The 16,930-nt window shown below is 69.5% G+C and carries 17 protein-coding genes and 1 pseudogene; 9 read left to right on the top strand and 9 right to left on the bottom strand.

All coding sequences use genetic code 11. The features are described from left to right. Positions 1-1,206: RNA polymerase sigma factor (locus ACFQ4H_RS27020; RefSeq protein WP_377575868.1), on the top strand; the 1,206-nt coding region annotated here is incomplete at its 5' end. A gap of 244 nt (positions 1,207-1,450) precedes the next feature. Further along, positions 1,451-1,684 (top strand): DUF7455 domain-containing protein, encoded by a 234-nt coding sequence (locus ACFQ4H_RS27015; protein WP_036374862.1) that lies wholly within the window; start codon positions 1,451-1,453, stop codon positions 1,682-1,684. 204 nt (positions 1,685-1,888) lie between these two features. Here ACFQ4H_RS27015 and ACFQ4H_RS27010 read toward each other — a convergent pair whose 3' ends face one another. From ACFQ4H_RS27010 to ACFQ4H_RS27000, 3 genes and pseudogenes are all read right to left on the bottom strand, one after another. Further along, on the bottom strand, positions 1,889-3,613 hold the full coding sequence (locus ACFQ4H_RS27010; protein ID WP_377575865.1) for a DEAD/DEAH box helicase: 1,725 nt from the start codon (positions 3,611-3,613) through the stop codon (positions 1,889-1,891). Positions 3,614-4,008: 395 nt separating this feature from the next. Next, positions 4,009-4,638, bottom strand: a pseudogene (locus ACFQ4H_RS27005) (trimeric intracellular cation channel family protein); the annotation flags it as partial. A 39-nt stretch (positions 4,639-4,677) separates the two neighbouring features. Next, positions 4,678-4,914, bottom strand: a complete 237-nt coding sequence (locus tag ACFQ4H_RS27000) for a DUF3039 domain-containing protein (protein ID WP_377575862.1) — start codon at positions 4,912-4,914, stop codon at positions 4,678-4,680. Between the two features lie 70 nt (positions 4,915-4,984). On the opposite strand from ACFQ4H_RS27000, the gene ACFQ4H_RS26995 reads away from it, so the two are divergent. Next, a complete protein-coding gene (locus ACFQ4H_RS26995) occupies positions 4,985-5,911 on the top strand; it encodes a pseudouridine-5'-phosphate glycosidase (RefSeq protein WP_377575860.1) in 927 nt (308 codons plus the stop codon). Next, positions 5,911-6,810 (top strand): carbohydrate kinase family protein, encoded by a 900-nt coding sequence (locus ACFQ4H_RS26990; RefSeq protein ID WP_377575857.1) that lies wholly within the window; start codon positions 5,911-5,913, stop codon positions 6,808-6,810. Before ACFQ4H_RS26995 ends, ACFQ4H_RS26990 begins: the two co-directional genes overlap by 1 nt. Positions 6,811-6,934: 124 nt before the next feature. On the opposite strand, the gene ACFQ4H_RS26985 is transcribed toward ACFQ4H_RS26990, so the two are convergent. Continuing rightward, positions 6,935-7,294: a DUF3099 domain-containing protein gene (locus ACFQ4H_RS26985; RefSeq protein WP_377575854.1), complete on the bottom strand. Its 360-nt coding sequence runs from the start codon at positions 7,292-7,294 to the stop codon at positions 6,935-6,937. A gap of 104 nt (positions 7,295-7,398) precedes the next feature. Between ACFQ4H_RS26985 and ACFQ4H_RS26980 the strand changes: the two genes are divergently transcribed. Both ACFQ4H_RS26980 and ACFQ4H_RS26975 read left to right on the top strand, forming a co-directional pair. Then, entirely contained in the window at positions 7,399-7,686 is a 288-nt protein-coding gene (locus ACFQ4H_RS26980) for a hypothetical protein (RefSeq protein ID WP_377575851.1), read from the top strand. A gap of 13 nt (positions 7,687-7,699) precedes the next feature. Continuing rightward, positions 7,700-8,011, top strand: a complete 312-nt coding sequence (locus tag ACFQ4H_RS26975) for a hypothetical protein (RefSeq protein WP_377575849.1) — start codon at positions 7,700-7,702, stop codon at positions 8,009-8,011. Between the two features lie 136 nt (positions 8,012-8,147). On the opposite strand, the gene ACFQ4H_RS26970 is transcribed toward ACFQ4H_RS26975, so the two are convergent. From ACFQ4H_RS26970 to ACFQ4H_RS26955, 4 genes are all read right to left on the bottom strand, one after another. Further along, entirely contained in the window at positions 8,148-9,803 is a 1,656-nt protein-coding gene (locus ACFQ4H_RS26970) for a nucleotidyl transferase AbiEii/AbiGii toxin family protein (RefSeq protein WP_377575846.1), read from the bottom strand. Between the two features lie 55 nt (positions 9,804-9,858). Beyond that, positions 9,859-11,181, bottom strand: a complete 1,323-nt coding sequence (locus tag ACFQ4H_RS26965) for a DUF6395 domain-containing protein (protein ID WP_377575843.1) — start codon at positions 11,179-11,181, stop codon at positions 9,859-9,861. After that, entirely contained in the window at positions 11,178-11,408 is a 231-nt protein-coding gene (locus tag ACFQ4H_RS26960; RefSeq protein ID WP_377575840.1) for a hypothetical protein, read from the bottom strand. Before ACFQ4H_RS26960 ends, ACFQ4H_RS26965 begins: the two co-directional genes overlap by 4 nt. An 81-nt stretch (positions 11,409-11,489) precedes the next feature. Then, positions 11,490-12,080: an HhH-GPD-type base excision DNA repair protein gene (locus ACFQ4H_RS26955; RefSeq protein ID WP_377575837.1), complete on the bottom strand. Its 591-nt coding sequence runs from the start codon at positions 12,078-12,080 to the stop codon at positions 11,490-11,492. 107 nt (positions 12,081-12,187) lie between these two features. Between ACFQ4H_RS26955 and ACFQ4H_RS26950 the strand changes: the two genes are divergently transcribed. The 3 genes from ACFQ4H_RS26950 (at position 12,188) to dtd (ending at position 15,907) form a co-directional block, all read left to right on the top strand. Continuing rightward, positions 12,188-13,537, top strand: coding sequence for a DUF2716 domain-containing protein (locus ACFQ4H_RS26950; RefSeq protein WP_377575834.1), 1,350 nt, complete (start codon positions 12,188-12,190; stop codon positions 13,535-13,537). Positions 13,538-13,921: 384 nt separating this feature from the next. Beyond that, on the top strand, positions 13,922-15,406 hold the full coding sequence (locus ACFQ4H_RS26945) for a DUF7782 domain-containing protein (RefSeq protein WP_377575832.1): 1,485 nt from the start codon (positions 13,922-13,924) through the stop codon (positions 15,404-15,406). Positions 15,407-15,484: 78 nt separating this feature from the next. Then, positions 15,485-15,907, top strand: coding sequence for a D-aminoacyl-tRNA deacylase (gene dtd / locus ACFQ4H_RS26940; protein ID WP_377575829.1), 423 nt, complete (start codon positions 15,485-15,487; stop codon positions 15,905-15,907). 126 nt (positions 15,908-16,033) lie between these two features. On the opposite strand, the gene ACFQ4H_RS26935 is transcribed toward dtd, so the two are convergent. Beyond that, positions 16,034-16,822, bottom strand: a complete 789-nt coding sequence (locus ACFQ4H_RS26935; protein ID WP_377575826.1) for a sporulation protein — start codon at positions 16,820-16,822, stop codon at positions 16,034-16,036. Positions 16,823-16,930 lie beyond the last annotated feature (108 nt).

The raw sequence follows: 16,930 nt of genomic DNA, 5'->3' as shown, positions 1-16,930 counted from the left end.
CCCGCCAAGGCCCCGGCGAAGGCCGCCCCGGCCGCCAAGGCAGCCGCTGGCACCGGACCGGCCTCCGGCCCCGCCCGGCCGGCCAAGGCCGCCACCAAGAGCAAGGGTGGGGACCCGGCCGAGGGCGACATCGATCCAGAGGATCTCGCCGCCGAGATCGAGGACGTGGTCGTCGACGAGCCGGCCGAGCTGACCCGCGCGGCCGAGGCCGGCGGTTCCGACTTCGAGTGGGACGACGAGGAGTCCGAGGCGCTCAAGCAGGCGCGTCGCGACGCCGAACTCACCGCCTCCGCCGACTCGGTCCGGGCCTACCTCAAGCAGATCGGCAAGGTTCCGCTGCTCAACGCGGAACAGGAGGTCGAGCTGGCCAAGCGGATCGAGGCCGGCCTCTACGCCGCCGAGCGCCTGCGGGCGGCCGACGAGGGTGAGGAGAAGCTGGTCCGGGAGATGGTCCGGGATCTCGGCTGGATCTCCCGCGACGGCGAGCGGGCCAAGAACCACCTGTTGGAGGCGAACCTCCGGCTCGTGGTCTCGTTGGCCAAGCGCTACACCGGCCGCGGCATGGCCTTCCTCGACCTCATCCAGGAGGGCAACCTCGGCCTCATCCGCGCCGTCGAGAAGTTCGACTACACCAAGGGCTACAAGTTCTCCACCTACGCCACCTGGTGGATCCGCCAGGCCATCACCCGCGCCATGGCCGACCAGGCCCGCACCATCCGCATCCCGGTGCACATGGTCGAGGTGATCAACAAGCTCGGTCGGATCCAGCGCGAGCTGCTCCAGGACCTGGGCCGCGAGCCCACCCCGGAGGAACTGGCCAAGGAGATGGACATCACCCCGGAGAAGGTGCTGGAGATCCAGCAGTACGCCCGGGAGCCGATCTCACTCGACCAGACCATCGGTGACGAGGGCGACAGCCAACTGGGCGACTTCATCGAGGACTCCGAGGCCGTCGTCGCGGTCGACGCCGTTTCCTTCTCCCTCCTACAGGACCAGTTGCAGCAGGTGCTGCAGACCCTGTCCGAGCGCGAGGCGGGCGTGGTACGGCTGCGGTTCGGCCTCACCGACGGCCAGCCCCGTACCCTTGACGAGATCGGCCAGGTGTACGGCGTGACCCGGGAACGGATCCGCCAGATCGAGTCGAAGACGATGTCGAAGCTGCGGCACCCGTCGCGGTCGCAAGTTCTACGTGATTACCTGGACTGATCGATTTCGTCAACCAGCCGTGTCGGTTTGACCACCAGTTGTACAACAGCCGATGGTGATCGGCTGGTTTCACCAACGTGATCGTTGACGTGGCACCCTTGGTGCACGGCACACTGTGCCTACCACGTGTGACCTCGGTCCCCCAAGGGCACACTGGGAAGGCAACACCCCGCCGGGGTGTTGCACGATAGGTGAGCAATGACCGAAGAGAGTGTTCATCGGTGACGACCCGAGGAGGAAGGCGATGACCCCGACCCTCACGCCGCCGCCCGAGACGGTGGCTCCCCCAGCCGCCGATGAACGGTGCGACCGCTGCAATGCTGCCGGCAAGCTCCGGATCACTCTGGCGGGTGGGAGCGAGCTGGTGTTCTGTGGCCACCATGCGAACAAGTACGCGGAGGATCTCGTGAAGATCACCGTGCGGTACGCAACTGACCCGGAATTCAGCTGGCGTGGCGCCGATCTGATGGCGAACTAGTTTCTATCAGACATAGTTGACCGGAGGTACCCGACTGGGTGCCTCCGGTCAACTATGTGCGCATAATCCCGATCAGCCAGAATCCCGCCCGGATGCCCCGATCTCCCCTGGCCGGCCACGTGGCGGTCGCCTCTTCGGCCGGCCCGGTCGGTCCTCCCGATTGGCCAGCCCGGCCCGGCCTCCCGATTCGCCGGGCCGGTCAACTCAGAGGGTCTGTACGGTGGCGATCCGCTCCTCGAGCTGCTCGATCGTGGCCTGGGCACTGGGCGGTCCGCCACACATCCGGCGCAGCTCCGCATGGATCTTGCCGTGCGGCAGCCCCGTACTGTGATGCCGGGCAGCCACGAGCGCGTTGAGCTGGCGACGCAGCGCCACCCGACGCTCTCCCGCGCTCCTCGGCCCGGCCGGCTGTGGTGGTGTCTGCGCCGGCTCCTCCTGGCTCCTACGCCGTCGCTGGGCAGCCAACTGCTCGGCCTGACGCTTGTTGAGCAGCACCGCCACCTGATCGGCGGTGAGCAGCCCGGGCAGCCCGAGGTACTCCTCCTCCTCCGGCGTGCCGGCCTGTGCGGCGGTACCGAAGGACGTCCCGTCGAAGATCACCTGATCGAGTTCGGCGGTGGCTGACAACGCCTCGAACCGCTTCTCCAGCTCACCGCTGGCCTGCTCGTTGCGCTGCGCCCGCTCCAGCAGGTCGTCGTCGAAACCTTCCCGCTTCTTCGCCTCACCCAGCACGTGATCACGCTGGGCCTCCAGCTCGCTGGCCAGTCCGAGCAGGTGCGGCACGCTCGGTACGAAGACCGAGGCGGTCTCACCGGGACGCCGGGCCCGTACGAACCGACCGATCGCCTGGGCGAAGAACAGCGGGGTGGAGGCGCTGGTGGCGTAGACACCGACCGCCAGCCGGGGGATGTCGACCCCCTCGGAGACCATCCGGACGGCGACCATCCAGCGCTGATCCGAGGCGGAGAAGGCGGCGATCCGGGCCGATGCCCCATCGTCGTCCGAGAGCACCACGACGGCCTTCTCGCCGGTCACCCGCTCGATCAGCCGTGCGTAGGCCCGTGCCGCCTGCTGGTCACTGGCGATCACCAGGCCACCGGCGTCGGCCATCCCCCCGGTCCGGAGCACCTGGAGCCGCGCGTCGGCGGCGCGGAGCACCTGGGGCATCCAGTCCCCGGCCGGGTCGAGTGCCGTACGCCACGCCTGACCGATCAGCTCCTGCGTCATCGGCTCACCCAGCCGGGCGGCCAGCTCGTCACCGGCACTGGTACGCCAGCGCGTCTCGCCGGAGTAGGCCAGGAAGATCACCGGACGGACGACACCGTCGCGGAGCGCGTGGGAGTAGCCGTACACCGAGTCGGCCCGGGAGCGTTGCAGACCGTCGCCGCCGCGCTCGTACGCCACGAAGGGGATCGGATTGTCGTCGGAGCGGAACGGCGTCCCGGTCAGCATCAGTCGTCGTACGGCCGGCTCGAAGGCCGCCTTGACCCCGTCCCCCCAGGATCGCGAGTCTCCGGCGTGGTGGATCTCGTCGAGGATGACCAGGGTCCGCCGGGTCATCGTCCGCCGTCGGTGCACCTGGGGTGCCATTCCGACCTGGGCGTAGGTGACGACCGCACCGTGGAAGTCGGCGGACGAGTGCAGGTCGGAGTTGCGGAACGACGCGTCCAACTGGATGCCCACCCGGGCTGCCGCCGCAGCCCACTGGGTCTTGAGATGCTCGGTGGGAGCCACCACGGTGATTGCCTCGACCGTGCCGTCGACCAGCAACTCCGCCGCGATGCGTAGGGCGAAGGTGGTCTTGCCGGCGCCCGGCGTCGCGACGGCGAGGAAGTCGTCGGAGCGGCGGCGCAGATACTCGACGAGCGCCTTGCGCTGCCAGGCCCGTAGCGCCGGGAAGGAATCGATCGACGGTGGCGAGGCGGCCATTCGGTTCTCTCCTCCTCAACCCGAAGGGCGGCGGTCACGGTGGACCGGTGGACGACCGGTCCACGAAAACGCCTCCGCGACCGGGTGGAGCGCGAAGGCCGTCCCAGCATAACCAGGTGCCCCGGGAGACCCCAGCCGACACCACCGACCCACAGGTCACCCGGCCTGTCGTGGGCCGCTCCGACAGATCCCTGACCGACCCGGGTCAGCCCGGCACGGTCACCGAGGCCGGCCGGTGGTCACTCGGTCGGACTGCCGACCACCCGGTCGGCCCGCCGCCGGTTGCGCCAGGACGGCCGCCGGCCACCGGCGGGTACGGGTCGGGAAATCCGCCGGACAGCCCGCATGGGCCGGAAGAGCTTGCCGCCGGCGGGTTGGGCGACCTGTCCGTCGGCTGCGGAATGCGGGTCCCGGACGGTGGCCACCGGCGCGGACCAGCTACGGTGCAGCGCCACCAGGCGGATGACGAAGACCAGTACCGCCGCGGCGACCAACGGCACCGGACCGGCGACACCGGCGTAGTCCAGGGCGACCACGGTCACCGCACCGGCCAGCGCCGCGACCGCGTAGATCTCCCGCCGCAGCACCTCGGGGATCTCGCCGGTCAGCAGGTCGCGTCCGAGACCGCCACCGATGGCGGAGAGCATGCCGATCAGACAGGCACCGACCGGCGGCACGCTGGCGTCGAGCGCCTTCAGGGTGCCGGCGACGGTGAACAGGCCCAGCCCGGCGGCGTCGAGGACCAGCACCGTGGTACGCAGTCGGGCCAGTTGTGGGTGCAACCAGAAGACTGCGGCAGCGGTGAGCGCGGCGGTCGTGGCGTAGCGCCAGTCGGCGAACGCCAACGGCGGTACCTCGTTGATCACCAGGTCGCGGAAGATCCCGCCGCCGAGCGCGGCGATGAATCCGACGAAGACCACACCGAACAGGTCGAGTCGCTTGGCCACCGCAGCGGACGCACCGGAGGCGGCAAAGACCGCGACCCCGGTCAGGTCAGCAAGCAACAGGGCGGTGGAGGTGGTCACCGCCGAAGATTACGCGCGACTCACCGGGTCGGCACCGGTTCAGCCGGTCATCGAGTCGTAGATCTCCTTGCAGCGGGGGCAGACGGGTGAGCCGGGCTTCGCCGCCTTCGTGACGGGGAACGTCTCACCGCAGAGAGCGACCACGAAAGTTCCCATGACCGCACTTTCGGCGATCTTTTCTTTCCGGACGTAATGGAACATTTCAGGACCGGTGTCGGCATCCTTGACCTCGGGACGCTCGAGAACCTGTGTGCTCACGTCTACACCTCCAGCCATCCAGTTTGGCAGGTCACTACCGTCCGGTCCAACGCGCCCCCGCCCAGGCCGGGCCCGTACCGTGAGACAGGTGAGCGAATTTCAGATCCGGTACGGCGCCGAGGTAGCCGACGCACGACGCGACGGACGCCCCGTCGTGGCGCTGGAGAGCACGATCGTCTCGCACGGCCTTCCCCGGCCGGACAACCTGCGGGTGGCCCGGGAGATCGAGCAGGCGGTACGGGAGGGCGGGGCCGTACCCGCGACCATCGGCATGGTCGGTGGCGAACTCGTCGTCGGGCTCGACGACGCCGAGCTGACCCGGCTGGCCAGCACCGACGGGGTGGCCAAACTGTCGGTACGCGACCTGGCGATCGCTGCCGCGACCGGAGCGGACGGTGCCACCACGGTGGCGGCGACGAGCGCGGTCGCCGCGGCAGCCGGAATCCGCGTCTTCGCCACCGGTGGGCTCGGCGGGGTGCACCGGGAAGCCAACGTCACCTTCGACGAGTCGGCGGACCTCACCACACTCGCCCGTACGCCGATCGCCGTGGTCTGCGCCGGTGTGAAGTCGATCCTCGACGTTGGGGCCACGCTGGAACGGCTGGAGACCCTCGGGGTGGCGGTCCTGGGTTACCGCACCCGACGCTTCCCCGGCTTCTTCATCACCGACAGCGGGTTCGACCTGGACTGGTCGGTGGACTCCCCGGAGCAGGTGGCCGCCGTACTGGCCGCTCAGACAGCACAGCAGGCACACCACGGCGGGGTGATCGTGGCGAACCCGCTGCCCACCGACGAACAGCTCGACCCGGCGCTGCACGACCGTACGCTGGCCGAGGGGCTGACCCTGCTGGAGCGGGACGGGGTGACCGGCAAGGCGGTGACACCGTTCCTGCTGTCCCACTTCCACTCCGCCACCGAGGGCGCCAGCCTGGCGGTGAACGTACGGATCATCCTGCGCAACGCCCGACTCGCCGCCCAGATCGCGGTGGCGTCGGCGGTGCGGACCAGCGGCTGATGGCCGTACCGTCCCGGATCGTCACCGTCGGCGACGTGATCACCGACGTGCTGGCGGTGCTGGCTGGCCCGTTGGCCACCGGTTCGGACACCCCGGCAGAGATCCGGTTCACCGGCGGCGGCCAGGCGGCCAACACCGCCGCCTGGCTCGGCTGGCTGGGCAGCCCGGTGACGCTGGTCGGCGCGGTCGGCGACGACGAGGCCGGGCGGACCGGGTTGGCGGAGTTGACCGACCTCGGCGTGCACTGCGCGGTACGGCGCTGTCCCGACGCGGCGACCGGCACGGTGATCGTGCTGGCCCACGCCGGGGAACGGACGATGGTCACCGAACGGGGCGCGAACCTGCGGCTGACCGGGGCGGACGTGGATGCGGCGCTGGACGCCGCCCCCGACGCCCGGCATCTGCACCTGTCCGCGTACACCCTGCTGGACGCCGGGTCGCGCGGTGCCGGCCAGCGCGCGCTGGCCGCCGCCCACGAACGTGGGTTGACCACCAGCGTCGACGCGGCCTCCGCGGAACCGCTGCGGCGGGTCGGGGCGGCGACCTTCCTGGACTGGGTACGTGACGTCGACCTGCTGCTGGCCAACTCCGATGAGGCGACGGTGCTGGCCGGGGAGGCGGATCCCGGAACACAGGCCCGGTCCCTGGCGACGTCCGTGCGGTACGCGGTGGTGAAGCGGGGCGCAGAGGGCGCGGTCTGGGCGGGCCGGGACGGGACCGTGTTCGAGTCGGCGGCCCGACGGGTGCGGGTGGTGGACGTGACCGGAGCGGGTGACGCGTTCGCCGCCGGGCTGCTGGCTGCCTGGGTGTCCGGGGCCGATCCGGTCGAGGCACTGGAGCGGGCCGGCGAAGCTGGCGCGGTGGCGGTGTCGACGGTGGGGGCCCGCCCGGCGCGTTAGGAAAGGCCCCTTGAATCCGCCCGCTTTCTGGACGGAAAGGGGTCTTTTCCCAACCTCAGGGCTCGGCGTCTCCCGACCTCAGGGCTCGGCGTCTTCCGACCTCAGGGCTCGGCGTCTTCCGACCTCAGGGCTCGGCGTCGATGATCCGGTGCGGTTTCTCCTCGGCGGTCAGGCTGCGCGGGCCCGTTTCCGTCGACGGCTTGGGCCGGAACCAGTTCACCATCCGGTGCTCGTCCTTGGGTGGCCGGTCGTTGGCCAGCATCACGGCCAGCCAGGGTACGAGAATCATGCCGATGGCGCAGAGCGGCAGCCAGAGCCAGAGCATCGGCACCTCGGCCACGACCAGGACCGCGCCCACGATGAGGCAGACCGCCCGAATGGTCATCATGACGACATAGCGCACCTGACGACTGTGGAGCTGGTCGTCCTGGCTGCGCGGAGCGTCGGTGATCAGGATCGGCTCGAACTCCTGACGCTTCACCACGGTCCTCCTCGGGGGTGCCCGTCCATACTCGCACCTGCAACGTACGGCGTTGTCGGCAACCAGACAGCGGCTGATTCGTGTTACGTGCGTGGTACGCTCCGCCGGTGGGTAGGCGGTTCAGCTTCACCGACGAGGCATTGAGCAACCTGAAAGTCTATGGTGTCACCCCCGGGGAAGTCTGGGAGGGCCTGCACAGCACGCGGCGGGTCATCCGCCACCTGGGTGACGACGTGATGATCGTCTACGCGGCGTCCCGCTCGGGACGGCGGTTGGCCATCCTGCTGGCCGAGGCGGACCGCGTCGACCACGACTGGGAGATCCTCTCCGCACGGGACCTGAGCGACAGCGAGTCCAAGCGCTACGACGAGGCGATGCGGGGCTGGCGACGATGAGGAGGCGGTGGACATGAACCGACAGGACGCGATCAAGCAGTTCCACGACGGCGACCAGCGGCTCGCCGAGTTGATCGACGAAAGCCAGCCGGCCGAGCTGCCCACCCCGGACGCCGACGTGCCCATGGTCAGCCGCTCGGTACGGCTACCGCTGGACACCTACGAGCGGGTCCGTACCGCCGCCGAGGCCCGGGGCATCGGGGTCACCACGTTGATGCGACAGTGGATCGAGGCCGGTCTGGCCGATCTCGACGAATCGGCGACCGTGTCCCTGGCCGACGTACGTCGGGCGCTGGCCGCACTGGCGCAGCCCACCGCCGCCTGAGCCGACGGGTTCGCCGGACCACCTCCGGGCCCGGCCCACCTTGCGCCCCTGGCCCACCTTGCGCCCCTGGCCCACCTTCCGTCCCGGATCCGATCAGCCGGGATCCGATCGACCGGGATCCGATCGGCCCGGTCGGTCAGGTACCGGATCCGGTCGGCCCCGGTACGTCCAGCCCGGGCCGGGGACCCCCTGCCCGGCTCGGGTCGTCCGCGCCACCGGTGCGACCGCCCGCCCGCTCCAACGCCAGCGCCAACCGGTGTTGCCAGGCAGTCACGTCCTCGTCGACACCGGGATACTCGTGACGGAAGTTCTCCCAGTCCACCGTCCAGGCCAACACCGACTCCGGGCCGAACGCATCCGCCGCCGCCCCCAACCCGGGGCGGAGCATCCGACGTACCAGGTCGAGGGAGACCGGGGCGTACTCCGCCAGCAGGGTCGCGTCGTACAGATCCTTGCCCTGCGGATAACTGTCCGTCTCCAGCCAACACAGCTTCCAGGCCAGTGACAACTCGGGAGTGGCGGTGAGCACCGGCGTCTTCAACGGCGGTATCCGCATGGGCACCGGCGGCACCGGCAACTCCTCGTTGAAGACGAAGTCGAGCTGCACCGTGCCCGATGGCAGGTCCGGCACGGTGAACGGGAACACCATCCGGCGACCGGGTGCGCGTTCGTAGGTCCAGATATCCTCGACGGCCACCCGGTCGGGTCGCAGACCCGCACCGGGCGTACGTCGTACCGCCTCGACCAGGCCATCGAACATCTGCGCCACCGCTGGATCGTTGACGGCCACGGTCCGGGGTACGACGACGAAGTCCAGGTCCCCGGGCTCCCGCGCCGGATTGCCCAACCAGACACGGAGCGGCACACTGCCACGCAACACCAGGTGTCCGGCCCACCGCGAGCCGGCCAGCAGCGCCAACACGTGCTCCATGGCGACCCGACGGGCGACCCGCCAACGCCAGCCGGTCTCGACGTCGTCGAACTCCGGCTCACCCGGACGGTAGGCGTAGGGAAACTGCCGCAGTGCCGGGTCGAAGGCGGCCCGCTGCCGAACGTCCGCAGCAGCCGGCACCGGCTGGTACGTCGCCGGGTAGCCCTTGACGCCGGCCGCCGCCGGTTCCATCCGGTCCTCGTAGTCGTCGTCGGTGCGCTGGCTCAGGTCCAACCAGCCGGCATCGAGCGCGAGGTTGCTGTCGAAGACGACGTACTCCTCCGCGACCTCCAGCACCTGGTGACCGCCGGTGTGCAGGGCCTCGATCAGCCTGACCAGGAGTTCATGTGCGGTCGCCCGGCCCACCCCGGCACAGCGCTGGGTGACGAACCGCTCCTCGTACCCGTCGTCACGACGCCGACGGGCATTGCGGGACAGCCGCGCGCCGTGCGGGGTCACCAGCTCGATCAACCCCACCAGGCGGGCAATACCTGCGTCCGGCAGCAACAGTTTGATGTGGTGTTCGAAGTACCGCTGTGGCAAACCGGCGGCGACATCGACGCTGGCAGCGGCGTCGGTCTGCGGCACACCGACGTTCCACGGCGCCGCCTCCACCTTCAACCTGTTGCAGAAGAATCCGGCCGCCCGCAACTGCTGGTCCAACTGGTACGCCCGGGTGTGCAACTCCGCCAACGTGCCACTGCCACGTGCGGTCAGCATCGGTTGCGACGGGCACCAGCCCCGGTCGAGCACGATGTGGCTGAACTTGAGCCCGTGCCGGTCGGCGAACGCCTCGACCTTTTCCGGGTCACCCTGTTGAACGGTCAGGTGGATCTCGAAGTCGCCGGATACGCCGATCACAGAGCAACGGTAGGCCGTCGCACATTCGTCGGATTGCCCGGGAGCCGTCCGCCGACTACCGCCTGGCAGTGGTTGTGGTAGAGGTAGGCCTACCGGTCGCGGCGCGGGTCGGCTGGCTGGGAATACCGGCGGGTGTCGGACGGTTGGCCGCGTCCCAGGTCTGGACCGTTGCCATCTCCTCGGCTGTCATTGATCCGATCCGCTCGGCGACGAATTGCGCGATCATCGGCCGCCACGGCACCGGCACCTCCAGGTCGAGCGCCGGTGGATAGTAGCGCTCGGCCCACGCCGTGCCCTCGATGCTCGGCCGGAGCCGCTCCCGTAACGGCTCGAGGAAGGTGCCGTCGATCCGGGCGCGGGCCAGGCCGTATTCCAGCATGTCCTGGAAGTAGAACGGTGGCTTGCCGCTGAGCAGTTCACGGGCGACCCGGTGGGTCGGGGGAATCCGGCGTAGCAACTCGGCCGGCAACGGTCCACGCTTCAGCGCAGCGAGGATCAGTTCCTTGCGGAGGCACTTGACGCAGGCCAGGCAGGGGCTCTGAGCCGTACCAAGCAGGCAGGAACGAGCGAGGTCACCGAGGTCCGATTCACCGGCCTGACGCAGGGTCAGCACCTCGGTCATGCCGGCAGCCGGGCGCAGCATCGGCACACCGGCGGCATCGAAGAGGCGCTCCCACGGGGAGGGGCCCGCCGTGACGAAGCTTCGTCCGTTGTCCAGGAACCGCGACTCCAGCACCGTGCCGAAGGAGATCGCCCCCAGGTCCAGCCGGTCCCCGAGCAGCGCCAGGCCGATCGCAAAGGCCGTCCAGGTCGGGAGCATCGGGAACGGCAGGGTCAGATATTCCAGGTCGCTGCGGACGACGGCGGTTCGCCGGCCCCGTCGGCCCGCCTCCTCGACGAGCCGTTGGGCCACGTCCAGCTTCAGATGGGTGGCCCGGTTGGGCACCCGGGAATGAGCCACCCGGCGGAAGAACAGGTGTGGTGTCTCCGGCGGCAGCATCACACTGACCGCCATCGAGTCGGCCCCGCCGCTGTAGGAGAGCCCAGCAACCGGACCCGGTCGGCGCGGCGCGAAATCGCTGTCGACCGGGCCGGCCACCACTCCCCAGCCCGCCTGGACCGCGTCGGCGAAGCTCGTCGACACCGGCTGGTCGAACCGGACCCGGCGCTTGGCCCACGGCTGCACGATCATCCAGGCGGCGAGCGCCCGCAGGTCGGGGTGGACCTCGCCGGCCGCTTCCGGCAGCTCGACGCGGCACCGGTCGGTAACCAGTTCGATCGCCCGGCCCCCCTGCCCCCTCGCGGCGAGCGTGTCCTCCGGGTCCAGGAGCAGGTGCAGCTTCCAGACGGCCCCATCGACCTCCCAGTCGACCCTCACCGCACCCGCTCCGCCCGGGCCGTACCGGCATCGGTCGCCCGCAACGCGGCCAGCTCCCGCTTCAGCTCCAGCTCGCTCTGCAACAGGCTCTCCACGGCACGGGCAGATTCGGTCGCCAACCGTAACGCCTCCGCCGCCGTGCCTCTGGTGGCCGACAACTCCCTCCGCAGTTGGCGAATGCCAGGCACTGCCCCGAGCAGCCGACGCAGAGTGCGATTGAGGGGCATCGGCTCTCCACCTATCCAGTCAGTCCGGTCAGGACGAGGTCAGAGCCATTCAATCACCGAACGCACATGCCTGAACACCCGTCACAGTCGATTTTTCGCGGCCTTGCCCTCGGCTTTCATTTGCTGCTTGTACTCCCGCACCTTGGTCAGGGACTGTTGGTCGGTAATGTCAGCGACCGACCGGTAGACGTCATCCTCGCCGTAATGGCCGGCTGCCTCCTGCCAGCCCGGTGGTCGTACGCCGAACCGCTTCCCGAGCAACGCGAGAAAGATCTGCGATTTCTGCCGGCCGAATCCGGGCAGTTCGCCGATCCGCTTCAACGCGGTCGCACCATCCGGGACCTCGGCCCACACCTTCGCCGCGTCACCGTCGTAACGATCGACCAGAACCTGACACACCTCCTGAACCCGGGCCGCCATCGCCTTCGGGAACCGGTGCAACGCGGGCCGCTCGGCGAAGACCGCCACCAGCGCCTCCGGGTCGTACCCGGCCAGTTCCGCAGCGTCCGGTTCGTGACCGAGCCGCTGGACCAGGTCGTAGGGGGCGGAGAACGCACGCTCCATCGGAACCTGCTGGTCGAGGACGAGGCCGAGGACAAGGGCCAACGCATTCCGATTGAGAAGTTCGTTCGCCGCAGGATCGATCGGCAGGGAGAACGCCATAACAAACATGCTGTCATCACCCCAGCGCGGATCGGCCACGGGACACACGTGCACTTGAGAAGAGAAATACTTGCGCGGGTTGAAAACGAGAAACGGGTGAAAGGCCGGTGCCAACCGTGGCCGATGGACTGCTCGTCGCGTACGAGACGCAGCTGCGGGCACGGACACCACCGGCCCCCGGCCCGCTCGGTGCCGTGTTCGAGCAGGACGGTCCGATCGTGCAGGCGCACTTCGGTACGCACGGCACCGTCGACCACCGCGACCTGCCTGGGAGCGAGCTGGGCACGCTGGTCCGCCGGCAGCAGGAGACGTTCGCTGATCGTGGCGAGCCGGTCGAATGGAAGGTCCACGCATCCGACCCGCCCGACCTGGCGCAACACCTCGTCGCCGCCGGATTCACTCCCGGTTGGGAGCGCCATGTACTGGTGGCGCCGATCGACTCCCTGTCGTCCGCCCCGCTCACCCTTCCCGTCGGACAGCGCATCCGAGAGGTGCAATTCAGAGAGCACGCATTGCTAGCGCGGATACAGGCAATGGCTGTGGCCTCCGGCCCTCACCGGACCTCGCTGGCAGAGTCAGATGCGGACGGCGACGCCATCGGCTGGGGCCGGAGCCTGGCGGTGTTGGAGCTCGATGGCCGGGCCCGAGCGGCCGGCTGGGCCGTCCTCGTGGACGGTACCGAGTTCGTCTCCATCGGCGGCATGACCGCACCTGAGCCCGCCTTCCTAACAGGCTGGCTTGCCTGGATCGGGTTGCGTTCCCGCCACCCGGGGAGCTCTCGACCGCTGGGCGGTCACCGATGGCGCTACCTTGTCGCGGAGGCCACCGGCGAGCTCCGGGCGATGTTCCTCGCGGCGGGCTTCCAGGATGTGACGACGGTCCGTTCCTACCATTGGTCTCCTCCGAACCCACCAGCCCGGGAGCGCCCTGTGGTGCTGGTCTTCGACGATCCGGAGGGCGAGAAGGTCTGGGAACGCTTCGCCTCGCAGTGGGACTTCTCGACCGAGACGCAGGTCCATCAGGAACTTGTGGAGCCACCGAAGTCGGTGACCTGGCACCTCGCAGCGATCGAGGAGGACGATGCAGCCATCGCGGAACTGGAGTCGATCGTCCAGCGCGGCCTGCGGGTCGCCGTCCGCCCTGGTGAACGCGTTTATGCCCTCCACCCGAACACCCAGGGATACCACTTCGACCCACGACGGACCGGTGGGCCGGGACAACCGCGAACGCCACGCTGTGCGTACCCCGATGGCGGCGATCACCGCCTCTACACCACGGCTGACCTGCGGCTGGGCACGTTCGGCGACCCGTGGGGCCAGACGCTCTGTGTCTTCGGTAGCGATCTGCTTGCCGAGGTGGAGGATGACCTCACCACCCTGCTCGGGATCGTTCTACGTCGGGGAGGCCACCCCGTGGGCAACGTCTGGAGCTTCGGCCCGGACGGGCACAACGTCACAGGCCCCTGAACGCCTACCTCGGCGCATCTTTCTATGGGACCAGCATCTGTTGGTCGAGGACCATTCCCACCAACAGGGCCAGTGGGTTGCGCCGAAGCAGTTCGTTTGCCTCGTCGCCGATGGGTAGCGCAAGTGTCATGCCCCAATCCTGCCGCGCCGTCGACACCGGCACCCGGCAACTCGCCACAACCCGGGCCGCCGAACGGCGCCCAACAACCACCGGCCTCGACCGCCTGTGCAGATCAGCAGGGGGACCGCCCCATTCACCGTCCCATTCCAGACCCGGAATATCACGATGGAAGTCGATACAACTCCGTTCCGAAACAGATTCGTCAATGGCCAGCTGCGGGGTTGTGTCCAACCAGGTGCCGCACAGGCGGCAGGATGAACAGCGTGGACGTACCTGACATGCTTCTTTCCCCGGCCGGTGTCGACCAGCTTCGCAAGGCTCTGGTCAGCGCGAACTACACGTCGAGCGGCATCGCCGAACGTCTCGGGTCGACGGCGACGGGTGGGCTGGCCCGAAACGACTTCCGGGCCGCGCTACGGGCTACCGAGGAATCCGACCGGCTCAACACCCTGATCCGGCTCTACGTCTGCGCACAGACCGAACCGGAGGCGGCGGTCGCGCGGGCACTGGCCCCGCTGCCGCTGACCGACGCACTGGCCGCCGGTCTGGTCGAGCCGTACGGCGACGGCCTGCGCCAGGGAGTCGACCTGGAGCCGTACGGGGACACCTGGTGGGTGTTCTCCGACGTTCCGGCCGACGCCCGCCCGGGCCAGCCGCTGGCGGTCGATCATGTACTGGGCATCGGCGGGGCCTCCACCACCCTGGTCGGGGCGGCGATCCGCCGGCCGGTCGGCACCGCGCTCGATCTCGGCACCGGTTCCGGCGTGCAGGCACTGCACCTGGCCACCCATGCGGACTCGGTCACCGCCACCGATCTCTCCCCCCGTTCGTTGCGCTTCGCAGCGACCACGGCGGCGCTCAGCGGACAACGCTGGGAGATGCTGTCCGGCGATCTGACCGCACCGGTCGCCGGTCGCCGGTTCGACCTGGTGGTGAGCAACCCACCGTTCGTGGTCGGTCCGGGCACCACCACGCACACCTACCGTGACTCGGGACGGGTCGGTGACCGGATCGCCGCCGAGCTGGCCGCCGCCGCGCCCAGGCTGCTGACCGAGGGCGGCACGATGCAGTACCTCGCGAACTGGGTGCATGTCGCCGGTGAGGACTGGGGCGACCGGGTGGCCGGCTGGTTCGCCGGGACCGGCCTGGACGCCTGGGTCATCCAGCGGGAGGTGGCCGACCCGAGGGCGTACGTCGACCTGTGGCTGGCCGATGCCAGTGAGGGTGCCGACCCGCAGCGGGTGGTCGACTGGCTGGACTGGTTCGACGCGCACAAGGTGGAGGCGATCGGCTTCGGCATCATCAACCTGCGTCGGGGCGGCCACGACGACCCGCTGGTCCGGGTGGAGGACCTGCGCCAACCGGTGCAGCCGCCGCTGGGCGACCAGATCGCCGCCTGGTTCGATCGCCAGGACTGGCTCCGGGTACGCGACACCGAGGCGCTGCTGGCCGCCCGTTACCGGGCGGCGGACGGGCTGCGGCTGCGGCAGGAGGCGACCCTGGGCGGGGACGGCTGGGCGGTCGAGCGGCAGGTGCTGTCCATGCCCCACGGGTTGCGGTGGTCGGAGGAGGTCGATCCGTTGGTGCTGGCCCTGGTCGGCGGGTGCGACGGCCAGCTGCCGCTACGTGACCAACTGGCGCTGCTGGCCGTCGCCCACGAGGCGCCGGAGGCCGAGCTCACCGAGGCCGCCGGGCCGATCGTCGCCCATCTGGTGGAGCGGGGCCTGATCACACCACTGGCCGACTGAGGCGGTCACGTCGGCACCGGGCGGACGTACGACACCTCTCGTCGACCGACGTGATCGTGCCCATGGCAAGCTGAACACATGCGGGCAGTGGTCCAGACGGTCAGCTCGGCCAGCGTTACGGTCGACGGCGCGGTGGTGGGTGCGATCTCGGACGGGCTGCTGGTGCTGCTCGGGGTGACCCATGCCGACACTGCGACCACCGCAGAGACGATGGCCCGCAAGGTGTACGAGCTGCGCATACTCGACGACGAGCGGTCCTGTGCCGAGGTCGGCGCGCCGCTGCTGGTGGTCAGCCAGTTCACCCTCTACGGTGACGCCCGCAAGGGCCGCCGGCCGAGTTGGGGCGCGGCGGCCCCGGCCGAGGTGGCCGAGCCGCTGGTGACCGCGTTCGTCGAGGCACTGCGGGCCCGGGGCGCGAAGGTGGAGACCGGCCGGTTCCGGGCCCACATGCTGGTGGAGAGCGTCAACGTCGGCCCGAGGACCGTGCTCCTCGAGCTGTGATCCGACGGGTCGACGGCAACGCCCCACAGCCGGCGCAACCGCGCAGCCGTGCCGGCCGCCGTCCGGGCCCGGCAATCGGCAGAACCCGGAGCCGGCACGATCGCGGACCGGCTGGTTCGGGAGCCGTCAGAAGAAGAGGCCACGCTTCTGGATGGACTGCCGCAGCCACCCGTCGAGCTGGGTGGCCCAGTCGGTCTGGTCGACGGTGGCGTAGTCCACCGTGAACCGGCCGAAGGCGTCCCGCCCCTCGGTGAAGACCCCGCCCCGCTTGTCGATCTCCAGCACCACCTGGAGTCGTTGCGGCGTAGCGATGAACGTCAGCTCGAGCTGGTTGATTGCGCGGGCGTACTGCGGCGCCGGGTAGAACTCGATCTCCTGGTAGAACGGCAGGGTCTGCTGTACGCCGTAGATGTGGCCCCGTTCGAGGTCCGCCCGGGTGAACCGGAAGCCGAGACGTAGCAACGCCTCCAGGATGCGCTCCTGCGCCGGGAGCGGGTGCACCGCCACCGCGTCGAGGTCTCCCTTGTCGACGGCCCGGGCAACCTCGAGTTCGGTTCGCAGGCCCATCGTCATGCCGTGCAGGTGCTGGCCGTAGATGTCGGTGATCGGCGTCTCCCAGGGCACCTCGAAGCGGAACGGGATGTCGTGACGCTGTCCGGCTTCGAGGCGGAACGGGCCGGTGACCCGCTGACGCTGGAACTCCTGGGTGGTCTGGTACTCGCTGTCGCCGCTCTCCACCTCGACCCGGGTCACCAGTCCCAGCGCGACGTACTCGACGTCGACCGCGTGGTCGCCCCCGGCGACGTGGACCCGGCCCTCCAGGTAGCCGCCCGGCCGACAGTTCGGGTTGCTCAGCACCGTCTCCACCGAGGGGCCGCCCACGCCCATCGCCTGCATCAGTCGCTTGAAGACCATGACATCCTCCGTTGCTGCTATGTGGTGGCTCATTGGCGAACGGCTGGCACAGTAGTGGGCGGCGGCAAGCTCGGACCTGCACGAACAGTATCGGACCTCTTCCCCAAT

It is taken from the genome of Micromonospora sonneratiae, assembly GCF_042679305.1.
GTDB lineage: Bacteria > Actinomycetota > Actinomycetes > Mycobacteriales > Micromonosporaceae > Micromonospora_H > Micromonospora_H sonneratiae.
The sequence above is the reverse complement of the archived record's forward strand: the minus strand, read 5'-3'. Positions and strand labels throughout refer to the sequence as shown.

Bases quoted from the DNA above. Each gene is read 5' to 3' on its own strand.
- ACFQ4H_RS27015 (WP_036374862.1), top strand. From the start codon at position 1,451: ATGACCCCGACCCTCACGCCGCCGCCCGAGACGGTGGCTCCCCCAGCC.
- ACFQ4H_RS27010 (WP_377575865.1), bottom strand. From the start codon at position 3,613: ATGGCCGCCTCGCCACCGTCGATCGATTCCTTCCCGGCGCTACGGGCC.
- ACFQ4H_RS27000 (WP_377575862.1), bottom strand. From the start codon at position 4,914: ATGGCTGGAGGTGTAGACGTGAGCACACAGGTTCTCGAGCGTCCCGAG.
- ACFQ4H_RS26990 (WP_377575857.1), top strand. From the start codon at position 5,911: ATGGCCGTACCGTCCCGGATCGTCACCGTCGGCGACGTGATCACCGAC.
- ACFQ4H_RS26975 (WP_377575849.1), top strand. From the start codon at position 7,700: ATGAACCGACAGGACGCGATCAAGCAGTTCCACGACGGCGACCAGCGG.
- ACFQ4H_RS26960 (WP_377575840.1), bottom strand. From the start codon at position 11,408: ATGCCCCTCAATCGCACTCTGCGTCGGCTGCTCGGGGCAGTGCCTGGC.
- ACFQ4H_RS26955 (WP_377575837.1), bottom strand. From the start codon at position 12,080: ATGTTTGTTATGGCGTTCTCCCTGCCGATCGATCCTGCGGCGAACGAA.
- dtd (WP_377575829.1), top strand. From the start codon at position 15,485: ATGCGGGCAGTGGTCCAGACGGTCAGCTCGGCCAGCGTTACGGTCGAC.
- ACFQ4H_RS26935 (WP_377575826.1), bottom strand. From the start codon at position 16,822: ATGGTCTTCAAGCGACTGATGCAGGCGATGGGCGTGGGCGGCCCCTCG.